General features: G+C 53.2%; 27 protein-coding genes. 1 reads left to right on the top strand and 26 read right to left on the bottom strand.

Annotation, left to right across the window (positions count from 1 at the left end):
• Positions 1-11 precede the first annotated feature (11 nt).
• The 20 genes from rplE to Q334_RS0103510 form a co-directional block, all read right to left on the bottom strand.
• A complete protein-coding gene (rplE, locus tag Q334_RS0103605) occupies positions 12-551 on the bottom strand; it encodes a 50S ribosomal protein L5 (RefSeq protein WP_027312013.1) in 540 nt (179 codons plus the stop codon).
• Between the two features lie 11 nt (positions 552-562).
• Positions 563-880: a 50S ribosomal protein L24 gene (gene rplX, locus Q334_RS0103600; RefSeq protein WP_027312012.1), complete on the bottom strand. Its 318-nt coding sequence runs from the start codon at positions 878-880 to the stop codon at positions 563-565.
• A gap of 38 nt (positions 881-918) precedes the next feature.
• Entirely contained in the window at positions 919-1,287 is a 369-nt protein-coding gene (rplN, locus tag Q334_RS0103595; RefSeq protein WP_027312011.1) for a 50S ribosomal protein L14, read from the bottom strand.
• An 85-nt stretch (positions 1,288-1,372) separates the two neighbouring features.
• Positions 1,373-1,633, bottom strand: a complete 261-nt coding sequence (gene rpsQ / locus Q334_RS0103590; RefSeq protein WP_027312010.1) for a 30S ribosomal protein S17 — start codon at positions 1,631-1,633, stop codon at positions 1,373-1,375.
• A gap of 1 nt (position 1,634) precedes the next feature.
• Entirely contained in the window at positions 1,635-1,826 is a 192-nt protein-coding gene (gene rpmC / locus Q334_RS0103585; protein ID WP_027312009.1) for a 50S ribosomal protein L29, read from the bottom strand.
• Entirely contained in the window at positions 1,826-2,239 is a 414-nt protein-coding gene (gene rplP / locus Q334_RS0103580; protein ID WP_027312008.1) for a 50S ribosomal protein L16, read from the bottom strand. The genes rpmC and rplP overlap by 1 nt, the downstream gene beginning before the upstream one ends.
• Before the next feature lie 15 nt (positions 2,240-2,254).
• Positions 2,255-2,935, bottom strand: coding sequence for a 30S ribosomal protein S3 (rpsC, locus tag Q334_RS0103575; protein WP_027312007.1), 681 nt, complete (start codon positions 2,933-2,935; stop codon positions 2,255-2,257).
• Positions 2,936-2,947: 12 nt separating this feature from the next.
• Complete coding sequence (gene rplV, locus Q334_RS0103570) at positions 2,948-3,280, bottom strand: 50S ribosomal protein L22 (protein WP_027312006.1); 333 nt, start codon at positions 3,278-3,280, stop codon at positions 2,948-2,950.
• A 14-nt stretch (positions 3,281-3,294) separates the two neighbouring features.
• Complete coding sequence (rpsS, locus tag Q334_RS0103565) at positions 3,295-3,570, bottom strand: 30S ribosomal protein S19 (RefSeq protein ID WP_027312005.1); 276 nt, start codon at positions 3,568-3,570, stop codon at positions 3,295-3,297.
• A gap of 16 nt (positions 3,571-3,586) precedes the next feature.
• Positions 3,587-4,414, bottom strand: coding sequence for a 50S ribosomal protein L2 (gene rplB, locus Q334_RS0103560; RefSeq protein ID WP_027312004.1), 828 nt, complete (start codon positions 4,412-4,414; stop codon positions 3,587-3,589).
• A 14-nt stretch (positions 4,415-4,428) separates the two neighbouring features.
• Positions 4,429-4,725, bottom strand: coding sequence for a 50S ribosomal protein L23 (gene rplW / locus Q334_RS0103555; protein WP_027312003.1), 297 nt, complete (start codon positions 4,723-4,725; stop codon positions 4,429-4,431).
• Positions 4,722-5,327, bottom strand: a complete 606-nt coding sequence (gene rplD / locus Q334_RS0103550; RefSeq protein ID WP_027312002.1) for a 50S ribosomal protein L4 — start codon at positions 5,325-5,327, stop codon at positions 4,722-4,724. Before rplD ends, rplW begins: the two co-directional genes overlap by 4 nt.
• Positions 5,328-5,340: 13 nt before the next feature.
• Positions 5,341-5,979, bottom strand: coding sequence for a 50S ribosomal protein L3 (gene rplC, locus Q334_RS0103545; RefSeq protein ID WP_027312001.1), 639 nt, complete (start codon positions 5,977-5,979; stop codon positions 5,341-5,343).
• A 105-nt stretch (positions 5,980-6,084) separates the two neighbouring features.
• Positions 6,085-6,396, bottom strand: a complete 312-nt coding sequence (rpsJ, locus tag Q334_RS0103540; RefSeq protein WP_027312000.1) for a 30S ribosomal protein S10 — start codon at positions 6,394-6,396, stop codon at positions 6,085-6,087.
• A gap of 227 nt (positions 6,397-6,623) precedes the next feature.
• Positions 6,624-7,691 (bottom strand): BMP family ABC transporter substrate-binding protein, encoded by a 1,068-nt coding sequence (locus Q334_RS0103535; RefSeq protein ID WP_027311999.1) that lies wholly within the window; start codon positions 7,689-7,691, stop codon positions 6,624-6,626.
• Positions 7,692-7,715: 24 nt separating this feature from the next.
• Positions 7,716-8,642 carry an ABC transporter permease gene (locus Q334_RS0103530; RefSeq protein WP_027311998.1) on the bottom strand — a complete coding sequence of 309 codons (927 nt, stop codon included), beginning with the start codon at positions 8,640-8,642 and terminating at the stop codon, positions 7,716-7,718.
• 2 nt (positions 8,643-8,644) lie between these two features.
• Entirely contained in the window at positions 8,645-9,706 is a 1,062-nt protein-coding gene (locus Q334_RS0103525) for an ABC transporter permease (protein ID WP_027311997.1), read from the bottom strand.
• Positions 9,699-11,222 carry an ABC transporter ATP-binding protein gene (locus Q334_RS0103520; protein WP_027311996.1) on the bottom strand — a complete coding sequence of 508 codons (1,524 nt, stop codon included), beginning with the start codon at positions 11,220-11,222 and terminating at the stop codon, positions 9,699-9,701. Before Q334_RS0103520 ends, Q334_RS0103525 begins: the two co-directional genes overlap by 8 nt.
• Positions 11,223-11,503: 281 nt before the next feature.
• Positions 11,504-12,151, bottom strand: coding sequence for a TetR/AcrR family transcriptional regulator (locus Q334_RS0103515; protein ID WP_027311995.1), 648 nt, complete (start codon positions 12,149-12,151; stop codon positions 11,504-11,506).
• Between the two features lie 61 nt (positions 12,152-12,212).
• Positions 12,213-12,926: a cytochrome b/b6 domain-containing protein gene (locus Q334_RS0103510; RefSeq protein WP_051527492.1), complete on the bottom strand. Its 714-nt coding sequence runs from the start codon at positions 12,924-12,926 to the stop codon at positions 12,213-12,215.
• A 181-nt stretch (positions 12,927-13,107) separates the two neighbouring features.
• On the opposite strand from Q334_RS0103510, the gene Q334_RS0103505 reads away from it, so the two are divergent.
• Positions 13,108-13,869, top strand: coding sequence for an alpha/beta fold hydrolase (locus tag Q334_RS0103505; protein WP_027311993.1), 762 nt, complete (start codon positions 13,108-13,110; stop codon positions 13,867-13,869).
• A 90-nt stretch (positions 13,870-13,959) separates the two neighbouring features.
• On the opposite strand, the gene Q334_RS17910 is transcribed toward Q334_RS0103505, so the two are convergent.
• The 6 genes from Q334_RS17910 to bioF are packed head-to-tail and all read right to left on the bottom strand — an operon-like array spanning position 13,960 to position 18,465.
• On the bottom strand, positions 13,960-14,844 hold the full coding sequence (locus Q334_RS17910) for a putative metalloprotease CJM1_0395 family protein (protein ID WP_081414332.1): 885 nt from the start codon (positions 14,842-14,844) through the stop codon (positions 13,960-13,962).
• 41 nt (positions 14,845-14,885) lie between these two features.
• Positions 14,886-15,104 (bottom strand): hypothetical protein, encoded by a 219-nt coding sequence (locus Q334_RS0103495; protein WP_027311992.1) that lies wholly within the window; start codon positions 15,102-15,104, stop codon positions 14,886-14,888.
• 27 nt (positions 15,105-15,131) lie between these two features.
• Complete coding sequence (gene bioD / locus Q334_RS0103490; RefSeq protein WP_027311991.1) at positions 15,132-15,824, bottom strand: dethiobiotin synthase; 693 nt, start codon at positions 15,822-15,824, stop codon at positions 15,132-15,134.
• Complete coding sequence (bioC, locus tag Q334_RS17905; protein ID WP_035460564.1) at positions 15,821-16,606, bottom strand: malonyl-ACP O-methyltransferase BioC; 786 nt, start codon at positions 16,604-16,606, stop codon at positions 15,821-15,823. Before bioC ends, bioD begins: the two co-directional genes overlap by 4 nt.
• The gene (locus tag Q334_RS0103480; protein ID WP_027311990.1) at positions 16,599-17,297 is read right to left on the bottom strand and encodes an alpha/beta fold hydrolase; all 699 of its coding nucleotides are present in this window, start codon (positions 17,295-17,297) and stop codon (positions 16,599-16,601) included. Before Q334_RS0103480 ends, bioC begins: the two co-directional genes overlap by 8 nt.
• Positions 17,290-18,465 (bottom strand): 8-amino-7-oxononanoate synthase, encoded by a 1,176-nt coding sequence (gene bioF, locus Q334_RS0103475; protein WP_027311989.1) that lies wholly within the window; start codon positions 18,463-18,465, stop codon positions 17,290-17,292. Before bioF ends, Q334_RS0103480 begins: the two co-directional genes overlap by 8 nt.
• Positions 18,466-18,522: the final 57 nt, after the last annotated feature.

Raw genomic sequence — 18,522 nt, 5'->3', positions numbered from 1 at the left:
GCGAGGCCTCCTTACTTACGGAACGGGAAGTTCAGGGCTGCCAACAGGGCACGACCTTCTTCATTGGTCGCTGCGGTAGTGGTGATAGTAATATCCATACCACGCAGCTTATCGACTTTGTCATAGTCGATTTCAGGGAAGATGATCTGCTCTTTAACGCCCATGCTGTAGTTTCCACGACCGTCGAAGGACTTGCCATTCAAACCACGGAAGTCACGGATACGGGGTACAGCGATGTCAACCAGACGATCCAGGAATTCCCACATACGCTCACCGCGCAGGGTCACCTTGCAACCGATGGGCCAGCCTTCACGAATTTTGAAGCCTGCAACGGACTTACGGGCACGAGTAACAACGGGCTTCTGACCACTGATAGCAGTCATATCCGCCACGGCGCTCTCGATTTGCTTTTTATCGCCTACAGCCTCACCGACACCCATATTCAGGGTGATTTTAGTAATGCGCGGAACCTGCATTACGTTTTCGTAGCCAAACTGTTCTTTCAGCTTGGCCGCTACTTCTTTCTTGTACAGCTCTTTCAAGCGTGACATGGCCAAACTCCTTAAGCACCAATGACTTCTTGGGTGGACTTAAAGATGCGCACTTTGCTGCCATCTTCAAGAATCTTGAAGCCGACACGGTCACCTTTGCTGGTCTTCGGATTGAAGATCGCAACATTAGAGGTGGCGATAGAGGCTTCTTTCTCAACGATACCACCCGGCTGGTTCAGAAGGGGGTTAGGCTTCTGGTGCTTCTTGACCATGTTGATGCCGGAAACGATGAGGCGGTCATCCTTCAGCACACGCAGCACTTTACCGCGCTTGCCTTTGTCTTTGCCCGCAATGACGATTACTTCGTCGTCACGTCTGATTTTACGCATAGTACTTTTATCCTTTCCTACTACCTTCTCGCACTCGATTAGAGCACTTCAGGAGCCAGGGAAATGATTTTCATGAATTTTTCACTGCGAAGTTCACGAGTTACCGGCCCAAAAATACGAGTGCCGATAGGCTCAAGCTTGTTGTTAAGCAACACAGCAGAATTCACATCAAAGCGGATAACAGAGCCGTCGGCACGACGAACGCCTTTTTTGGTACGAACTACCACGGCATTCATTACCTGACCTTTCTTTACCTTGCCGCGAGGAATTGCTTCCTTAACAGCAACTTTGATGATGTCTCCCACGCTCGCATAACGACGGTGAGAACCACCCAGTACCTTAATACACTGCACACGCTTGGCGCCGCTGTTGTCAGCAACATCCAGCATGGATTCTGTTTGGATCATGATCTACTCCACAAAGCCAAAACAGCACTTTTCCCACCGAGTCACCCCGGCAGGAAAAGTACGGAGGAGCAAAAGAGCCGCGATTTTACACCTTAGCGGCGCGCTCTTCAATCTTTACCAGCTTCCAAGTTTTCGTCTTTGAAAAAGGACGAGTTTCTTGGATGGTAACCAGATCACCTAGTTGACACTCATTATTTTCATCATGAGCCTTCAGCTTGGTGGAGCGCTTGACGTACTTGCCGTAAATCGGGTGCTTTACTTTACGCTCGATCAGGACAGTGACGGTCTTATCCATCTTGTCGCTGACGACCCGACCGGTCTCAGTTCGAACAATTTTCTCAGACATCTTAGTTACCTGCCTTTTCGGTCAGCACCGTCTTCACGCGAGCAATGTCACGACGGACTTTGCCCAGCAAGTGAGTCTGAGCCAACTGCCCAGACGCTTTCTGCATCCGCAGGTTGAACTGATCTTTTAGCAGACCCAGCATTACCTGCTGCAGTTCAGCTACGGACTTCTCACGCAGTTCTGCAGTTTTCATTACATTACCGTCCGCTTAACAAAGGTGGTACTCACGGGGAGCTTAGCCGCTGCCAGAGCGAAAGCTTCCTGAGCCAGAGTCTCAGCAACACCTTCCATCTCGAACAGCACCTTGCCAGGCTGAACTTCAGCCACCCAGTATTCCACGTTACCTTTACCGCTACCCATACGAACTTCCAGGGGCTTCTCGGTAATAGGCTTATCAGGGAATACGCGGATCCAGATCTTACCACCACGCTTAACGTGACGAGTCATAGCACGACGAGCCGCTTCAATCTGACGTGCAGTGATACGGCCGCGTTCAGTCGTCTTCAGACCAAAGTCGCCGAAGCTGACTTTGCTACCACGCAGTGCCAGACCGCGGTTACGGCCCTTATGCACTTTGCGGAACTTGGTACGCTTTGGTTGCAACATGGGACGTATCCTCTCTTACTTGCCTTTCTTCTTAGGCGCATTCTTTTCGGCACGTACCTGTTCGATACCGCCCAGAACTTCGCCCTTGAAGATCCACACTTTCACACCGATCACACCATAAGTGGTATGAGCTTCGGCAGTGTTGTAGTCGATGTCAGCACGCAGAGTATGCAGAGGAACACGCCCTTCGCGGTACCATTCAGTACGCGCGATTTCAGCACCACCCAGACGACCAGAAACCTGGATCTTGATACCCTTAGCACCCAGACGCATAGCATTCTGTACGGCACGCTTCATCGCGCGACGGAACATAACACGGCGTTCCAGCTGCTGAGCCACTGACTGAGCAGTCAGTTTGGCATCCAGCTCAGGCTTACGAATTTCTTCGATGTTGACGTGCACAGGCACGCCCATCATGTTAGATACGTCCTGGCGCAATTTCTCTACGTCTTCACCCTTCTTACCAATCACGATACCGGGACGGGCAGTGTGAATAGTGATACGCGCATTGTTAGCAGGACGCTCAATTTCAATACGGCTAACAGAGGCAGCTTTCAGCTTCTCTTCCAGATACTTACGCACCTGCAGATCGTTCAGCAGCTTCTTGGCATATTCGCCACGACCGGCGTACCACACAGAAGTGTGATCTTTGGTGACACCGAGTCGGTAGCCTGTAGGATGTACTTTCTGACCCATAACGGTGTCTCCTTAACGCTCAGCAACCTTGATGGTGATGTGGCAAGTGCGCTTCAGGATGCGATCAGCACGACCTTTGGCACGCGGCATGATGCGCTTCATGCTAGGACCTTCATCTACGAAGATGGTATCCACTTTCAGCTCATCAACATCAGCACCTTCATTGTGCTCAGCATTAGCAACAGCGGACTCCAGCACCTTCTTGACCAAGTGAGCACCCTTTTTGGTGCTAAAGGTCAGAATATTTAGTGCTTCGTCAACATTCTTGCCACGGATCAGATCAGCGACCAGGCGGGCTTTCTGTGCAGAAAGGCGAGCGCCAGTCAGCTTAGCAACAGCTTCCATGGTTATCTCCTCTCTTAACGTTTAGCCTTCTTGTCTGCTGCGTGACCTTTAAAGGCACGAGTCACAGCAAACTCACCCAGTTTATGACCAACCATGTCTTCGGTGATAAACACCGGAACGTGCTGGCGACCATTATGGACTGCAATAGTCAACCCAACGAACTGTGGGAAGATAGTAGAGCGACGTGACCAGGTTTTGATCGGACGCTTTTCGCCCTTCTCTACTGCAGCCTCTACCTTCTTCATCAAGTGAAGGTCGATAAAAGGACCTTTCTTCAGTGAACGTGGCACAGCTGATTCCTCTTAATTACTTGGCAGTGCGACGGCGTACGATCATTTTCGTAGTACGCTTGTTCTTGCGGGTCTTATAGCCCTTGGTCGGCACACCCCAAGGTGTAACGGGATGACGACCACCAGAGGTGCGACCCTCACCACCACCGTGCGGGTGGTCTACCGGGTTCATGGCAACACCACGAACGGTCGGACGAACACCACGCCAGCGCTTGGCACCGGCCTTACCCAGGCTGCGCAGGTTATGCTCAGAGTTGCCAACCTCACCCAGGGTGGCGCGGCAGTCAATGTGCACCTTACGCATTTCACCAGAGCGCAAACGAATAGTGGCATACTGCCCTTCGCGCGCTACCAGCTGAACAGCGGCACCAGCAGAGCGGGCCAACTGAGCACCTTTACCAGGCTTCAGCTCGATACAGTGAATAGTACTACCAACCGGAATGTTACGGATTGGCAGGGTATTACCCACTTTGATAGCGGCATCAGAACCAGACTGCACTTTATCGCCAGCCTTCAGCCCCTTGGGTGCAATGATGTAACGGCGCTCGCCGTCAGCATACTTCAGCAGAGCCAAATGGGCAGAACGGTTAGGATCGTATTCCAGACGCTCAACGATGGCTGCAACACCATCTTTGTTACGCTTGAAGTCAACCAGACGATAGTGACGCTTATGACCACCACCCACGTGACGGGTAGTGATGCGACCCATGTTGTTGCGGCCACCAGAACGGCTCAGCTGCTCAACCAGAGGTGCATAGGGCGCGCCCTTGTGCAGGTCAGGGTTGACCACCTTCACCACTTGGCGGCGGCCAGCGGAAGTCGGTTTACACTTTACAATTGCCATGACCTGAAATCCCCTTACTCAGCGCCAACGAAGTCAATGTCATGACCTTCGGCCAGACGCACGTAAGCCTTGCGAATGTTGGCACGGCGGCCTAGACCACGTACGGTACGCTTGGTCTTACCTTTAGCGTTGAGCACGTTTACCTTTTCAACTTTGACGTTGAAGAGCTGCTCAACGGCCTGCTTAACTTCTGCCTTGGTCGCATCTGGAGTCACACGGAATACAACCTGCTGAGCGTCTTCGGCTACGATGGTTGCTTTCTCGGAGATGTGCGGACCGAGCAGAATTTTGAAGATGCGCTCTTGGTTCATCCCAGCAACTCCTCAAACTTCTTCAGAGCAGGTACAGTTACCAGCACTTTTTCATGCCCAACCAGCGCAACCGGATCAATACCAGCTACATCACGTACATCAACGTGAGGCAGGTTGCGGGCAGCCAGATACAGGTTCTGCTCGACGTTGTCAGATACAACCAGAACGTTGTCCAGACCCATAGCCTGCAGATGTGCAGCAAAGACTTTAGTCTTGGGGGATTCAACTTTCAGGTCTTCCACTACTACCAGACGCTCCTGACGAACCAGTTCGGACAGGATGCAGCGAATAGCAGCACGATACATTTTCTTGTTAACTTTCTGCTCAAAGCTGCGAGGCTTAGCAGCGAAAGTCACACCACCACTACGCCACAGAGGGCTGTTGGCGGAACCTACACGGGCACGGCCAGTACCCTTTTGACGCCACGGCTTGGCGCCGCCACCGCTTACTTCAGAGCGGGTCAATTGGGCCTTGGTACCCTGACGTGCACCAGCCAGGTATGCAGTAACTACCTGATGCACCAGCGCTTCGTTAAATTCTTTTCCGAAGGTCAGCTCAGAGACCTCAACCGTACCCTTGGCTCCGGCAATAGATAGATTCATTGCTTAGACCCCTTTAGGCGCGAGCTTTAACAGCTGGTTGAATGATCAGATCACCGCCAGTTGCACCGGGAACAGCGCCCTTGACCAGCAGCAGGTTACGCTCTGCATCAACACGCACAACTTCCAGGGACTGAACGGTAACGCGCTCGGCACCCATATGACCGGCCATTTTCTTACCCTTGAACACACGTCCAGGAGTCTGACACTGACCGATGGAACCGGGAGCACGGTGAGAAACAGAGTTACCGTGAGAAGCATCCTGGCTCAGGAAGTTCCAGCGCTTGATACCGCCCTGAAAACCCTTACCCTTGGACTGACCGGTAACGTCAATTTTCTGACCGGCTTCAAACTGAGCCACAGTCAGCTGTTCGCCAACTTCTGCAGTCTGACCTTCTTGCAGGCGGAACTCCCACAGACCACGACCTGCTTCCACACCAGCCTTAGCATAGTGACCAGCCAGCGGCTTGCTGACCAGAGAAGCACGACGAGAACCAGTGGTTACCTGAACGGCTGCATAACCGTCGTTTTCCAGGTCTTTAACCTGAGTAACACGGTTAGGCTCCACCTCAATAACAGTAACTGGGACGGAAGCACCATCTTCGGTGAAGATACGGGTCATACCCGCTTTTCTTCCGATAACACCAATTGTCATTTAGTTTTACCTCATATTGTGTACGGGGCTACACACCCTCTATGGCTGCCCACATTGAGCATTCCACGGCGCAAAGCGCTGGTAGACAGTTACTACAGACCGGGATTAACCCAGGCTGATTTGTACGTCCACGCCTGCAGCCAGGTCCAGCTTCATCAGTGCATCAACAGTCTTTTCTGTTGGATCCACGATGTCGAGCACACGCTTGTGAGTACGAATTTCATACTGATCACGCGCGTCCTTGTTCACGTGCGGAGAAATCAGCACAGTGAAACGCTCTTTACGAGTCGGAAGCGGAATAGGACCACGCACCTGAGCACCCGTACGCTTAGCAGTCTCAACGATCTCCTGAGCGGACGAGTCAATCAGGCGGTGATCAAACGCCTTCAACCGAATACGAATTTTCTGGTTTTGCATGTTGATCACAGCTCCAATTTTGCACGGCAATGCCGGTTCCCCAAAAAATGGGTACGGCATTATACGCCGCACCTAGCATGCACGCAAGGCAAAAGCAACTCCTGGCCACTTTTGACCCTAGTACACACCAAGGAATCCAACAAAGAGAAACCGGGCCCAATAGGCCCGGAAAACACAGAAGCGAGATTATGACTTAATCCGCTTTAATGGTCAATTTGTAAGCACCCTTACTTGGGCAGCTCACCCTCCACACCTTCTACATACCAGTCAAAGCCCAACATAGCGCCATCACTCATCACCTCACCGGCCGGCACTCGCTCTACACCAGATTGATCACGTACCGGCCCTGTGAATACTTTGTAACTGCCCTCGATAATTTCTTGCTTACGCTTTTCCACCATGGCGACTACATCGGCCGGAATGGCTTCATTATAAGGCGCCAAGTGAGTCGTACCTGCTTCCATTCCTGGCCAAGAAGACTGGCTCGTCCAGCTACCATCCAACACAGCCTGAGCACGCTCTACATAATAGTTACACCAGTTGTGCATAGTAGCGGTCAGATGAGCTTTAGGCCCAAACTCTGACATATCATCATGATACCCCATGGCATAAACACCTTTTGCCTCAGCCGCTTGGATGGCAGCGGGCGAATCGGAGTGAGTATTCAGGACATCAGCACCTTGCTGCATGAGCGCTTCGGCCGCCTCACGCTCCTTAGCGGGGTCATACCAGGAGTTAATCCAAACCACTTTAACCTTGGCCTCAGGGTTTACCTCACGCAATCCTTGGGTAAAAGCGTTGATACCACGCACCACCTCAGGAATTGGGAAGGCCCCGATATAGCCGATAACATTAGATTTCGTCATTTTTCCGGCGACCATGCCGGTCAAATAACGCCCTTGATATGCACGAGTAAAGTAATTCGAGACATTGTCCGCTGTTTTATATCCAGTCGCGTGTTCAAACTTTACATCTTTGAACTTTTTCGCCACTTTCAATGTCGGGTTCATGTAGCCAAATGAGGTGGTAAAGATCAATTTGTGCCCAGTACGCGCCAGATTCTCAATCACCCGCTCTGCATCGGCCCCTTCCGGCACACTCTCTACATAACTGGTACTGACTTTATCCCCCAGCTGCTGCTCTAAACATTGACGCCCCTGATCATGCTTAGCTGTCCAACCCGCGTCACCCACTGGCCCAACATAAACAAAGCCGACTTTTAAAGGATCCGCTTGGACCACCGAGACAGCCATCATTGCCGCCATCAGCGTGGGAACCATGAGAACTCGTTTCATTGTTATTACTCCTCGTCAATCCGCTCAATGGCGGGCTGGATGGAAGGGTTTTCCCAAAGACATAGGCGCATTCAGGTGGCGACCGCCGCCACGACTGAGCAGCACCAGCACTACAATCGTCGCCACATAGGGCAGCATAGCAAGCAGATTAGGCGAGACGGCAAAACCCATCCCCTGCAATACAAGATGCAGAATGCTTGCCAAACCAAATAAGTACGCTCCCAACAGAGCACGCCCCACACGCCAACTCGCAAATACCACCAAAGCAAGCGCTATCCAGCCCCGCCCAGCGGTCATGTTTTCGGCCCACATCGGGGTATAAACCAAAGACAGATAGGCACCCGCCAAACCAGCCATTGCCCCACCAAAAGAAACGGCCGCATACCGCACCCACAGCACTGGCAACCCCGTCGCGTTGGCAGACTGCGGCGATTCACCGATGGCACGTAACATTAACCCTGCACGGGTACGATAAAGAAACCAGGCCACCGCTGCAGCCAGCACAAAGGAGAGATAAACCAAGGGGTCGTGACTAAACAATACCTTGCCCAACAGCGGAATATCCGCCAGCAACGGCAATTCCCAGGGACGCACCCCCTCGACCGGCTGTCCAATATACGCCGCCCCCAAAAATGCCGAGAGACCAACCCCCAAAATGGTTAATGCCAACCCTGTTGCCACCTGATTAGTCGATAACTGAAGGGCCAGGAAGCCAAATAACCAGGACATCAACATCCCCGCCAGCATAGCTACTACAAATGCCATCGGTAGTGGTAAGCCTTGGTAAGCTGCAATAAAACCTGCCACCGCCCCCATCAGCATCATGCCTTCTTGACCAAGATTGAGTACACCTGACTTTTCACACACCAATTCACCTAGCGCCACTAGCAAAAGCGGCGTGCCAGTACGGATCGCGGCATAAAGCACATTAACCAGTAATTCCATATCCATCTTTACGCTCCCCTCTGCCAACGCACGCGGAAGTGAATCAAGACATCACAAATCAGCAGATAAAACAGCAACAACCCTTGAAATACCCCAGTCAAGGCTAACGGCAAGCCAAGGGAGATTTGCGCCAGCTCACCACCCAGATAGATCAGCCCCATCAAAGTACTAGCCAAGACAATCCCGAGGGGATGTAAGCGCCCCAGGAAGGCAACGATAATGGCGCTATAGCCATAGCCTGGCGATACGACCGGCACCAGCTGCCCAATAGGACCAGCAACCTCTACTACACCCGCCAAGCCAGCTAAAGCACCACTCAACAACAAGCAGAACCAGATCAAACGCTGGGATTTAAAGCCGGCATAGCGCCCTGCACTGGCATCCGCCCCTACCACCTTGACCTGAAAGCCCAACAAGGTACGACTCAGCAATACCCAAATGACCGCCATCAGTAATAACGCAAAGGCCAACCCTACGTGCAGGCGCGTTCCTTCTAACCAAACCGGCAGCAAGGCACTATCAGTAAAGAGGGCAGATTCAGGGAAGTTATACCCCTGGGGATCTTTCAAAGGACCATGAATGCCATATAAAAGCAGGTTCAGCGCAATGTAATTGAGCATGATAGTGGTGAGAATTTCATTGGCCGCAAAGCGGGTCTTCAGCCAGGCCGCCACCCCACCCCACATCAATCCCCCCATTACGCCACTGAGCAAGACGGTAGGCAGCACCCACCATCCCTCTATATCCAGCAACTGCAAGGCCATCATGCTGCCCAGTAGCGCACCGGCAATCAGCTGCCCCTCGGCACCGATATTCCAGACATTAGCGCGATAGCAAACCGCCAGCCCTAATGCACAAAGCAGGATAGGCGTGACCTTCACCCCCAGCTCTGACCAACCATAAAGATCCGCCAAGGGGGCAATAAAGAAGGTATATAACGACTCCACCGGATCCTTACCCAATAAGGCAAAGAGCACATATCCGGTAATAAGGGTTAACGCCAGCGCCAACAACGGTGAGCCATATCCCATCACGCGGGAGCTGGCAGCACGGGGTTCGAGCTTAAGCATCCTGCACCTCCTCAAACACACCGGCCATCCATTCACCCAATTGCTCTAGGCTGGTTTCCGCCGTTTTCTGAATCGGCGATAGACGACCATCACAGATCGCCCCTATTCGGTCTGAAATCATAAAGAGCTCATCAATGTCTTCCGACACCACCAGAATCCCTGCCCCCTGATCACGCAAAGCAATTAGCGCATGATGGATAACAATGGCAGCCCCTACATCAACTCCCCAGGTGGGATGAGCTGCTAATAACACCTTCGGACGCTGGGTAATCTCTCGCCCTAAAATGAACTTCTGCAAATTACCCCCAGAGAGGCTCTTCGCCTCCGCATCCACACCTGCGGTCTTGACATTAAACTGCTGGCAGATATCACTCGCCCACTGACGCAACCAAGCAAAATCAATCCAACCCTTATTGACAGCTGGCCCCTGATAGCCCGTTAACAAGGCGTTATCCACCAATCCCAACTCAGGCACAGCCCCCCTGCCGAGGCGATCCTCTGGGACAAAACCCAACCCCAATTGCCGTCGAGCCGCTACATCAAGCGGCAGAATATCCTGTTCCAACAGGCGCACACTGCCCGTTGCCCCCTGCAGCTCACCCGATAAAGCGGCTAACAACTCGGCTTGACCGTTGCCCGCCACTCCAGCAATGCCCAGGATTTCACCACGATGTAAGTTAAAGCTGATCTGTTTAAGCGCAGTAGCGAAGGCATCCGCCGCGGGTAACGACAATTGTTCCACCGCTAAACAAGGTGACCCTGGACGACCTGGCGGGTAAGAAGTTTCCAGATTCACTCCCTCACCCACCATTTTCTGCGCCATCGTAGCGGTAGATTCGAGCTGTGGATCGCAGTTACCACTAATACGCCCCTGACGCAAAATGGTGGCACTGTGACAGAGCGCTTTTACTTCTTTTAATTTGTGCGAGATAAACAGAATGCTGCACCCCTCTGCCGCCAACTGGCGCAGAGTAACAAACAGCACCTCAACTTCCTGTGGCGTGAGCACCGAAGTGGGCTCATCTAAGATCAACAACTTGATGTCCTGTAAAAGACAACGGACGATCTCTACACGCTGGCGTTCACCTGTCGACAGGGTATAAACCAAACGCTGGGGATCCAGTGGCATACCATACTGCTTCGAGACTTCTTTAATACGCTTAGCCAGCACTTGGCGATCCGCTGCCGCCTCAGGCTCCAAAGCCAATGCAATATTTTCTGCAATGCTTAGGGTTTCAAATAAGGAGAAGTGCTGAAACACCATGCCAATCCCTAGACGACGAGCATGGGCAGGATCCTTTACCTGTACTTCTTGACCTTGCCAGCGCAACGTACCAGCATCGGGCTTCACCAAACCATAAATAATCTTCATCAGGGTGCTTTTACCAGCACCATTCTCTCCAAGCAGCGCCCGTATTTCCCCAGCTTGCAAACTTAGGCTCACATCATCGTTAGCGCGACAGCCTGGATAGTCCTTGGTAATCCCTTCCAAGGCCAATAAAGGTACCGCTGTCATCGCCGCCCCCTACTTTTTGGGTACATATAAACTCCAATATTGTATTTTTTATTGTGGCAACTTTTTCAGCTTAGACAGTGCACACAAAAAAACAAACCAAGCGCTCCGTTTTTTCTTCTACGCAAAAAGCAGGCCAGCTTCTTATGCTGACCTTTCCTTCATGACGGGCTAGAAATGGTTAAGATACGCCGAACATACGCCCCAAAATGACGCAATCTGTTTAACCAAGCACCAAAACCATACAAACGGCCAAAAAAAATCGGGGCCCGCAGGCCCCGATTTCAGCTATCAGTCTTAACGAGGCCGCAGCCCCTTAGCACAAGCTCTATCACTTGCTGGATAAGGAGCTCATACTCCTCCTCTACTAATGAATCTTTGCCCATCACAGCCAACACCTGGGTATCAAAATCAGCATAATGCTGCGTCAGGGCCCATATGTGAACGATTAACTGAACGGGATCTACTGCTCTCATCTTGCCTTGATCAATCCAGCTTTGGATTACCGCGGCCCGCGTCTGCACCCACTCAAACTGCTGCTTGCCTAAAAAAGCACGCAGAATAGGCGCACCACGCAACACCTCGGAAGCAAAAATCTTGGATAGTTCCGGCCGCTCACGGGAAAACTGCATTTTGGCACGGATATAACGCGCTAACACTTCGGCAGGCTGATCATCTGGAGTAATGTCTTCCAGCACTAAATTCCATTGACGCAGAATAGTGCTTAACACTTCCTGATAAAGCTCTTCCTTGCTACCGAAATAATAGTGCACCTGCGCTTTAGCTAAGCTAGCTCGTTCAGCGATCGCACTGGTACTGGTGCCTTTGAAGCCATTGAGGGCAAACTCTTGCTCAGCAGCAGCTAGAATTGCCGCACGCCGCTTCTGTCGAATACGCCCCATTTTGGGTGTTGGTTGAGTGCCTAATACCATTGCCCGTCCCCATACCGGTGCTCAAGAAGGCGCCTATTATACGTAGCTGACGCACACTTGGCTAAAACGAATCCGTCAGCCACCACAAAATCACACTCACCAATAAGCCCGCTCCCCAACTTAAACTGAGCCATAATGAGCGCACAGGGTACGGCATCGGCTTGGCTCCAACTTGATAACCGTGCCACATCGCCTCTACCAGACGTTTACCGCGCAACTGATACCAACCAATGGCCAAAATATGCAGCGCAATCACAATCAATAGCCCATCAAACAATCGGTAGTGCCAGCGCGTAAGCTCATCACTTAGCGCCTTACTCACCCAGCTGTATAGGGGGCCTTCCGTAAACATGTCATCATTAGCAAACAACCCCGTCATCACTTGGGCTGTTAGCAACAACAACATCATTAACACCATCCATCCCCCCAGAGGATTATGACCTCCTGCCGATTGATAACGACCCCGACAATAGGCCCAAAGCACGCTCGGCCCCCGCAAGAACTGTGCAAAGCGAGCATAGTGTCCACCTACCAGCCCCCAGCACCAACGGAAGCAAAGCAAGCCGGCCAGTGCAAAGCCTAAATACTGATGCCACTCCATATAACCAAACTCAGCCGTACCCCACAGCCCTAACAGCAAAGGAGGTAAGCACCAGTGAAAAAGTCGGGTAGAGAGATCCCATACCAGGGTTGAATCAGATGAACGCATCTCAGACCAATCAATAGCAGTGAAAATACCGCCAGCAGCAACTTGCCCGGCATTGCAACCAGCCATCCGAGCACTGCGATCCTTTCCCTGCTGCTGACGGTGGTCCCAGTGCGGCGGAACCCATAGAAAGGCGCAGCTAATGGTGGCCAAGCATAGGAATTTTTAACTTAGGTGTCCATGCCAGCCGGCTTGCCATCTAGCGAGTGAGTCAGGACAATCGAATCTCGGTGTCACCAAGGAGCCCAAAATGCACTTACACTATCAGCGCCAAGGCCAGGGCCCAGCCCTGATCATTCTGCATGGATTATTCGGCAGCAGCGATAATTGGGGCACTCCGGCTCGCCTTCTTAGCCAAGACTTTGACGTTATTAATGTCGACTTACGCAATCATGGACAATCCTTTCATCATCAACAGCATGACTATCCCAGTATGGCGGATGATGTCCTCGCACTGATGGATAGCCTGGAAATTGAAAGCTGTGTACTGCTAGGCCACTCGATGGGTGGCAAAGTCGCCATGCAACTCGCCCTTAACCACCCGAAGCGCATCAACAAGCTAATCGTGGTGGATATTGCGCCGGTAGCCTACCCTCGTCATCACGATGATATTTTTACTGCGCTGAACCAACTGGATCTAGCCAACTTGCAAAGTCGCAGCCAGGCCGACCAACTGCTGACGCCTCTTGTACCAGAAACAGGCGTGCGCCAATTTCTGCTCAAAAACCTGAGTAAACAGCCGCATGGAGGTTTCCAGTGGCGCTGTAACCTTAGTGTATTGCAACAACAGTATGAACAAATCAGTCGCCCACCTAGCGGCTCCTGCTTTACCGGCAGCACTCTTTTTATTAAGGGTGAGCTGTCCCACTACATCAAATCTGAATACCGTGAAGCTGTCTTAGCTCTTTTCCCCCAAGCCCAGCTCAAGCTCATTGCCGGGGCAGGACATTGGCCTCATGCGGAAAAGCCAGAACTTTTTATGCGCACCTTACAGCGCTTCCTGCTGCACTAAGGGTCAGTACACCTCTAACACACATAAAAAAGGCAAGGTACGCACCTTGCCTTTACATGTCTGTAAATGAAGCCTCATCAGCGCTGTTAATTAAGCATGCACATTCACGAACACCCCACTCGGGTAGAGCTTGGAAAACACCCCCAGATCCACCAGACGACGATTCACTTCACTCAATTGCTCATTAATTTGCTGTAACCGTAGCGCTTCACTATTGTTGGTTGCGGTTTTCTTCTCTGCCGCCTCATCTCGTTCCAGAGTGGGGCGTTGCACAGACTCACTACTTTGCCGCTGACTCTCTAAGCGGGCAGCCTGCTCTTTTGCCTCGTCCTGGCGCACCGTTTTACCTTGTTCCTGCTCTTGTCGCCGTTCTAGCTCACGCTGACGCGCCAGCTCAGCCCTCGCTTCAGACAACATCCGCTGCGCTTCTGCAGCAATTCGCCGGTCTTGATCCGATGGCTGTCCTGGTGCCAGGGCGGCCTTAAGAATGATTTCTGCTTTACGAATCGTCTCTTCCGGATCATTAGGTACCGGGGAAGTATCCACTGCTACTTCTCCTCCCGTAGCATACAAGCGTCCGTCCGGGCCACGGGTAAACTCATAACGCGGCGCACCGGAAAATTGATTTCCTGCACTGGCATGCGCCTGTTCATGCTGACGCACTTCCTGGTCACGCTGCTTCAACTCATCGAGTTGGCGCTGTTCTTCTTCACTCAGCAGACGCTCTTTGTTTTGCAGCTCCCGCTCTTTGCCTTGCAGGCGTTGCTCTTTCTGAACTTCTTTAGGATCTTTGCGCACCCCATTAGGGTTCGCCCCCTGGCGACTCGCACGTTCCTTTTGCTCGTTCTGTGCCTGGGTATTGTGGGGTGAGGCCAGCACTTGCTGGGCGGGGGAAAGTTCAGGTGCAAGCGCCTGCTGCGCTGCGGCAGGTGGCAGCACACTGGGTTGATATGTTAGGCCATGACTGATAATCATCATTGCCTCCGCTTGCCCTCAAAATCAAACGTAGACAGGAGTTAGACGCTAATATCCAGCAATGTACCTAATCGGTCATGAGCCATCTGCAACACCTTCAACGAGGCGTCTGCTTGCACTTTAGCTGGCGGTAACGCCAAAAGGCCTTCCTCGACACCCTCAGCTCCTTGAGCAATTTGCCGACTGGCACCACTCAATTGCTGCTCAGCGCGTTGAAAGCCTTGCCATGCTGATGACCAAGACGAAGAGGTAACCTGCATATGTCCTCCTCCGTTACTGTTTAATTTTTAACCTCTGTTTCGCCAAAGTAAAGGGTTAATGTCTATATATTTGGCTGCTTCACTGGCTGAAGGGTTGTCTAAATGAGGTACTACCCCTAAGCAGGGGGCTTCTATCATCGCCTGCAGGCTTTGGATATTTTGCTCTGCTCGGCTCATTTGAGGATCCACCCGACTCCCCACCCAACCGAGTATCGGTAAGCCTGCTTGGGTAATCGCCTGCACCGTCAACAGTGCATGATTGAGGCAACCCAGCTTTAGCCCAACCACCAGCACAACCGGCCACCGCTGCTGCTCCACCCACTGCGCCAATGTTTCCTGATCATTCAAGGGCAATAACCAGCCCCCCGCCCCCTCAATCAAAGTGAATTGAGCCGGCTGTGCCAAGCTCGCTGCCAGACTCTGATTTAAGCGCTGCAGCGATAACTCTTCCCCCACCTCACGGGCGGCAATATGGGGCGCAATGGGCGGCTCATAAGCCAGGGGATTATGTATTGAGTAGGCGCAGGCCGGTGCACTTTGCGCCTGCAGTGCTAACGCATCGCTGTTGCGCAGCCCTGCAGGCGTACGCTCACAGCCGGCCGAGATAGGCTTTATTCCCAGGGTACTCAACCCCTGCTGACGAGCTTGATAAAGCATCGCCGCCCCCACCAGGGTCTTGCCAGCGTCAGTATCCGTGCCAGTGATAAAGACACAACTCATTCAGGTTTCCTCAATACGGCCAAAAAGACTTCATAGGTAGCAGGCAACCCCTGCTCGGTGACAAACTGACGGTATCCCTGCTCAACCTGCTGCAGGCGTTGACGCCCTCCTAGCCCTTGCACACTGCGTTCACCTTCCACATGGCTCGCGCCTAACAGCTTCAGCTCTTTCATCAGCGCCCAGGCTCGGGGGTAATAGAGTGTCCAATTGCGTTGCAACCACTGCCCTTGCCATCCCGATCCTGAGGCCCGCTGCCAGCTTGCTAATGACCAGAAACGATTCACGTGAGCCGCATTATCTGACTCGGCCCAGGCTTGGCGAAGCTCATGCAAGGTGGCGGGGCCTAGTGTGGAGAGCAACAACTGCCCACCCGGCTTTAATACCCGCCAACACTCTCGGAAAAGTTGTTGCGGATCGCTACACCATTGCACCGCCAAACTCGATAACACCGCACTACAGCAGCCTTCCGCCAGCGGCAAGGCCTCCGCATCGCCTTGGAGCCAGTGAATGCCCGGCTGCGGGTGTTGCTGACGGGCCTGAGCCAACATCCCTGGAGCCAAATCCAGGGCCACTACCCTGGATGTCTGCTGACCGGCGACAGCAAAACCTGCTTGCAATTGCCCAGACAGGTAGCCTGTACCACAACCTAAGTCCAGGATAGTGCCAGTGCTCTGTTGGTATTCCGCCAACAAGGCGTCCGCCACCTGCCGTTGCAACTCCGCGACCTGGTCATAACTCGCTGCCGCACGGCTAAAGTGACGCGCCACCGCTCCCTTATCCATCCAGCCCCTCCTGTTGCAACCAGCATTGCAACAGCGGCAACCACTGCCCCACCTGCTCCTGCCAACTCAAGTGACCACCCGCCAAGTACGCATGAGGTTGCCAAACCTGCGCCAACGCAGCCGGCAGCAATGCATCCTGGCGCTGCAACAGATGCCAATGAGGAACCTGTACCTGTTGCCAGCGTGCACGCTGATCATCCGCCAACCAAGACAACTGCCCAGCGATATGCGCCAGCTGCTCAGTTTGGTTTTGCGCTAACCAGCTGCGCACTTGGCGCAGTGCGGCGCGGGGATCCGTACTATGCTGCGCCACTAATCCAGCAAAACGCTTTAAGGTCAGTTCGGGTTGAGTGGCCATACCGGCAACAAAATCATTAAACACTGCGGCTGGCATACCTAACTGCTCATCGACAAAACAGGGTGATGCCGTCAGCGTCACTACTGCCTGCACCCGTTGCGGAGCCTGCGCTGCGGCCTCCATCGCCAGACGCCCACCAAGTGACCAACCCAGCCAGTTAGCCGGTGCCGACGCCTGCCTTAGCAACTCCGCTGCTGCCCCAGCCAAGTCCGAACTTTGCAGCCCTCGATAATCCAGCACCTGCAACTGCCCCAAAGCAGATAACTCGGCCAAGCACGGCTGCCAACTCTGCGGCGGCATCGCCCAACCACTCAACAACACCCAATTAGCCACCCTGCACCTCCCGCCAACTTTGCAGCAAGGCATCCAGCAAGTGCTCTACATCAGCTTGGCTATGTGCCGCACTCAGAGTGATGCGCAATCTGGCACTGCCGGCTGGCACCGTTGGCGGACGAATCGCGGTTACTAGCATGCCCTTTTGCCATAATGACTCTGACAGCGCGAGAGCCCGTTCGGCCTCGCCCACCAGCAGGGGCTGAATAGGCGTACTGGAGGGCATCAGTGGCAGCCCCTCCGCCAGAGCCTGCTGACTAAACCAACGAATCAGCTGTTGCAAATGCTGCCGACGCCAACTTTCCTGCTGGACAAGCTGCAGACTGGCCAAGGTTGCCGCCGCCACCGCCGGGGGCATAGCCGTTGTATAAATGTAGGGACGGGCAAATTGGATCAGCGCCTCAATCAATTCCTCTGAACCCGCAACGAAGGCACCCGCCGTGCCCAGGGCTTTACCCAGGGTACCCATCAGAATAGGCACCTGCTGATGGTTCAAAGCAAAGTGTTCCAGACAGCCATAGCCTTGCTCGCCCAGTACACCGAAGCCGTGGGCATCATCCACCATCAGCCAGGCCCCCGCCTGCTGGCAGGCCTCCGCCAGTTGCGGCAATGGGGCAATATCGCCATCCATGCTAAATACCCCATCTGTTACCACCAATTTGGCACTGGCCTCTGAACTTGCCAGGCGTTGCCGCAGGCTGGCCACATCATTGTGCAGATAGCGCTGAAAGCGTGCTCCACTGAGCAAACCGCCATCAAGCAAAGAAGCATGATTCAGACGATCCTCAAACACCGCGCCCTGCTTATCCAGCAGAGCCGTCAGGGTGCCAAGGTTGGCCATGTAACCGGTGGAGAAGAGTAAAGCACGCGGGCGCTGACAGAAACGGGCGAGCGCTTCTTCTAACTGATGATGTAGCTCACTGTGGCCCAGCACCAGATGGGAGGCTCCACTGCCAACCCCATATTGACGGGCAGCCTTGGCCATTGCCTCCGCTAAATAAGGGTGATTCGCCAGGCCCAGGTAATCGTTATTACAAAAGGCTAAACAGTCGCGCCCATCCACCCGCACCTGCGCACCTTGAGCCGAACCTAATAAACGCCGCTGGCGATAGAGCTGCTGCTGGCGCCGCTGCTGTAGCCGCTGGGCAAGATCAAAGCTGGAAGTCATAACATACTCGGCGTCAGCACAAGCAGAACAACGGGGCGAAGAGAGCCCTCGCCCCGG

The sequence above is a fragment of the Balneatrix alpica DSM 16621 genome (assembly GCF_000619885.1).
Lineage (GTDB): Bacteria > Pseudomonadota > Gammaproteobacteria > Pseudomonadales > Balneatricaceae > Balneatrix > Balneatrix alpica.
This window is presented reverse-complemented; position numbering and strand designations above follow the sequence as displayed.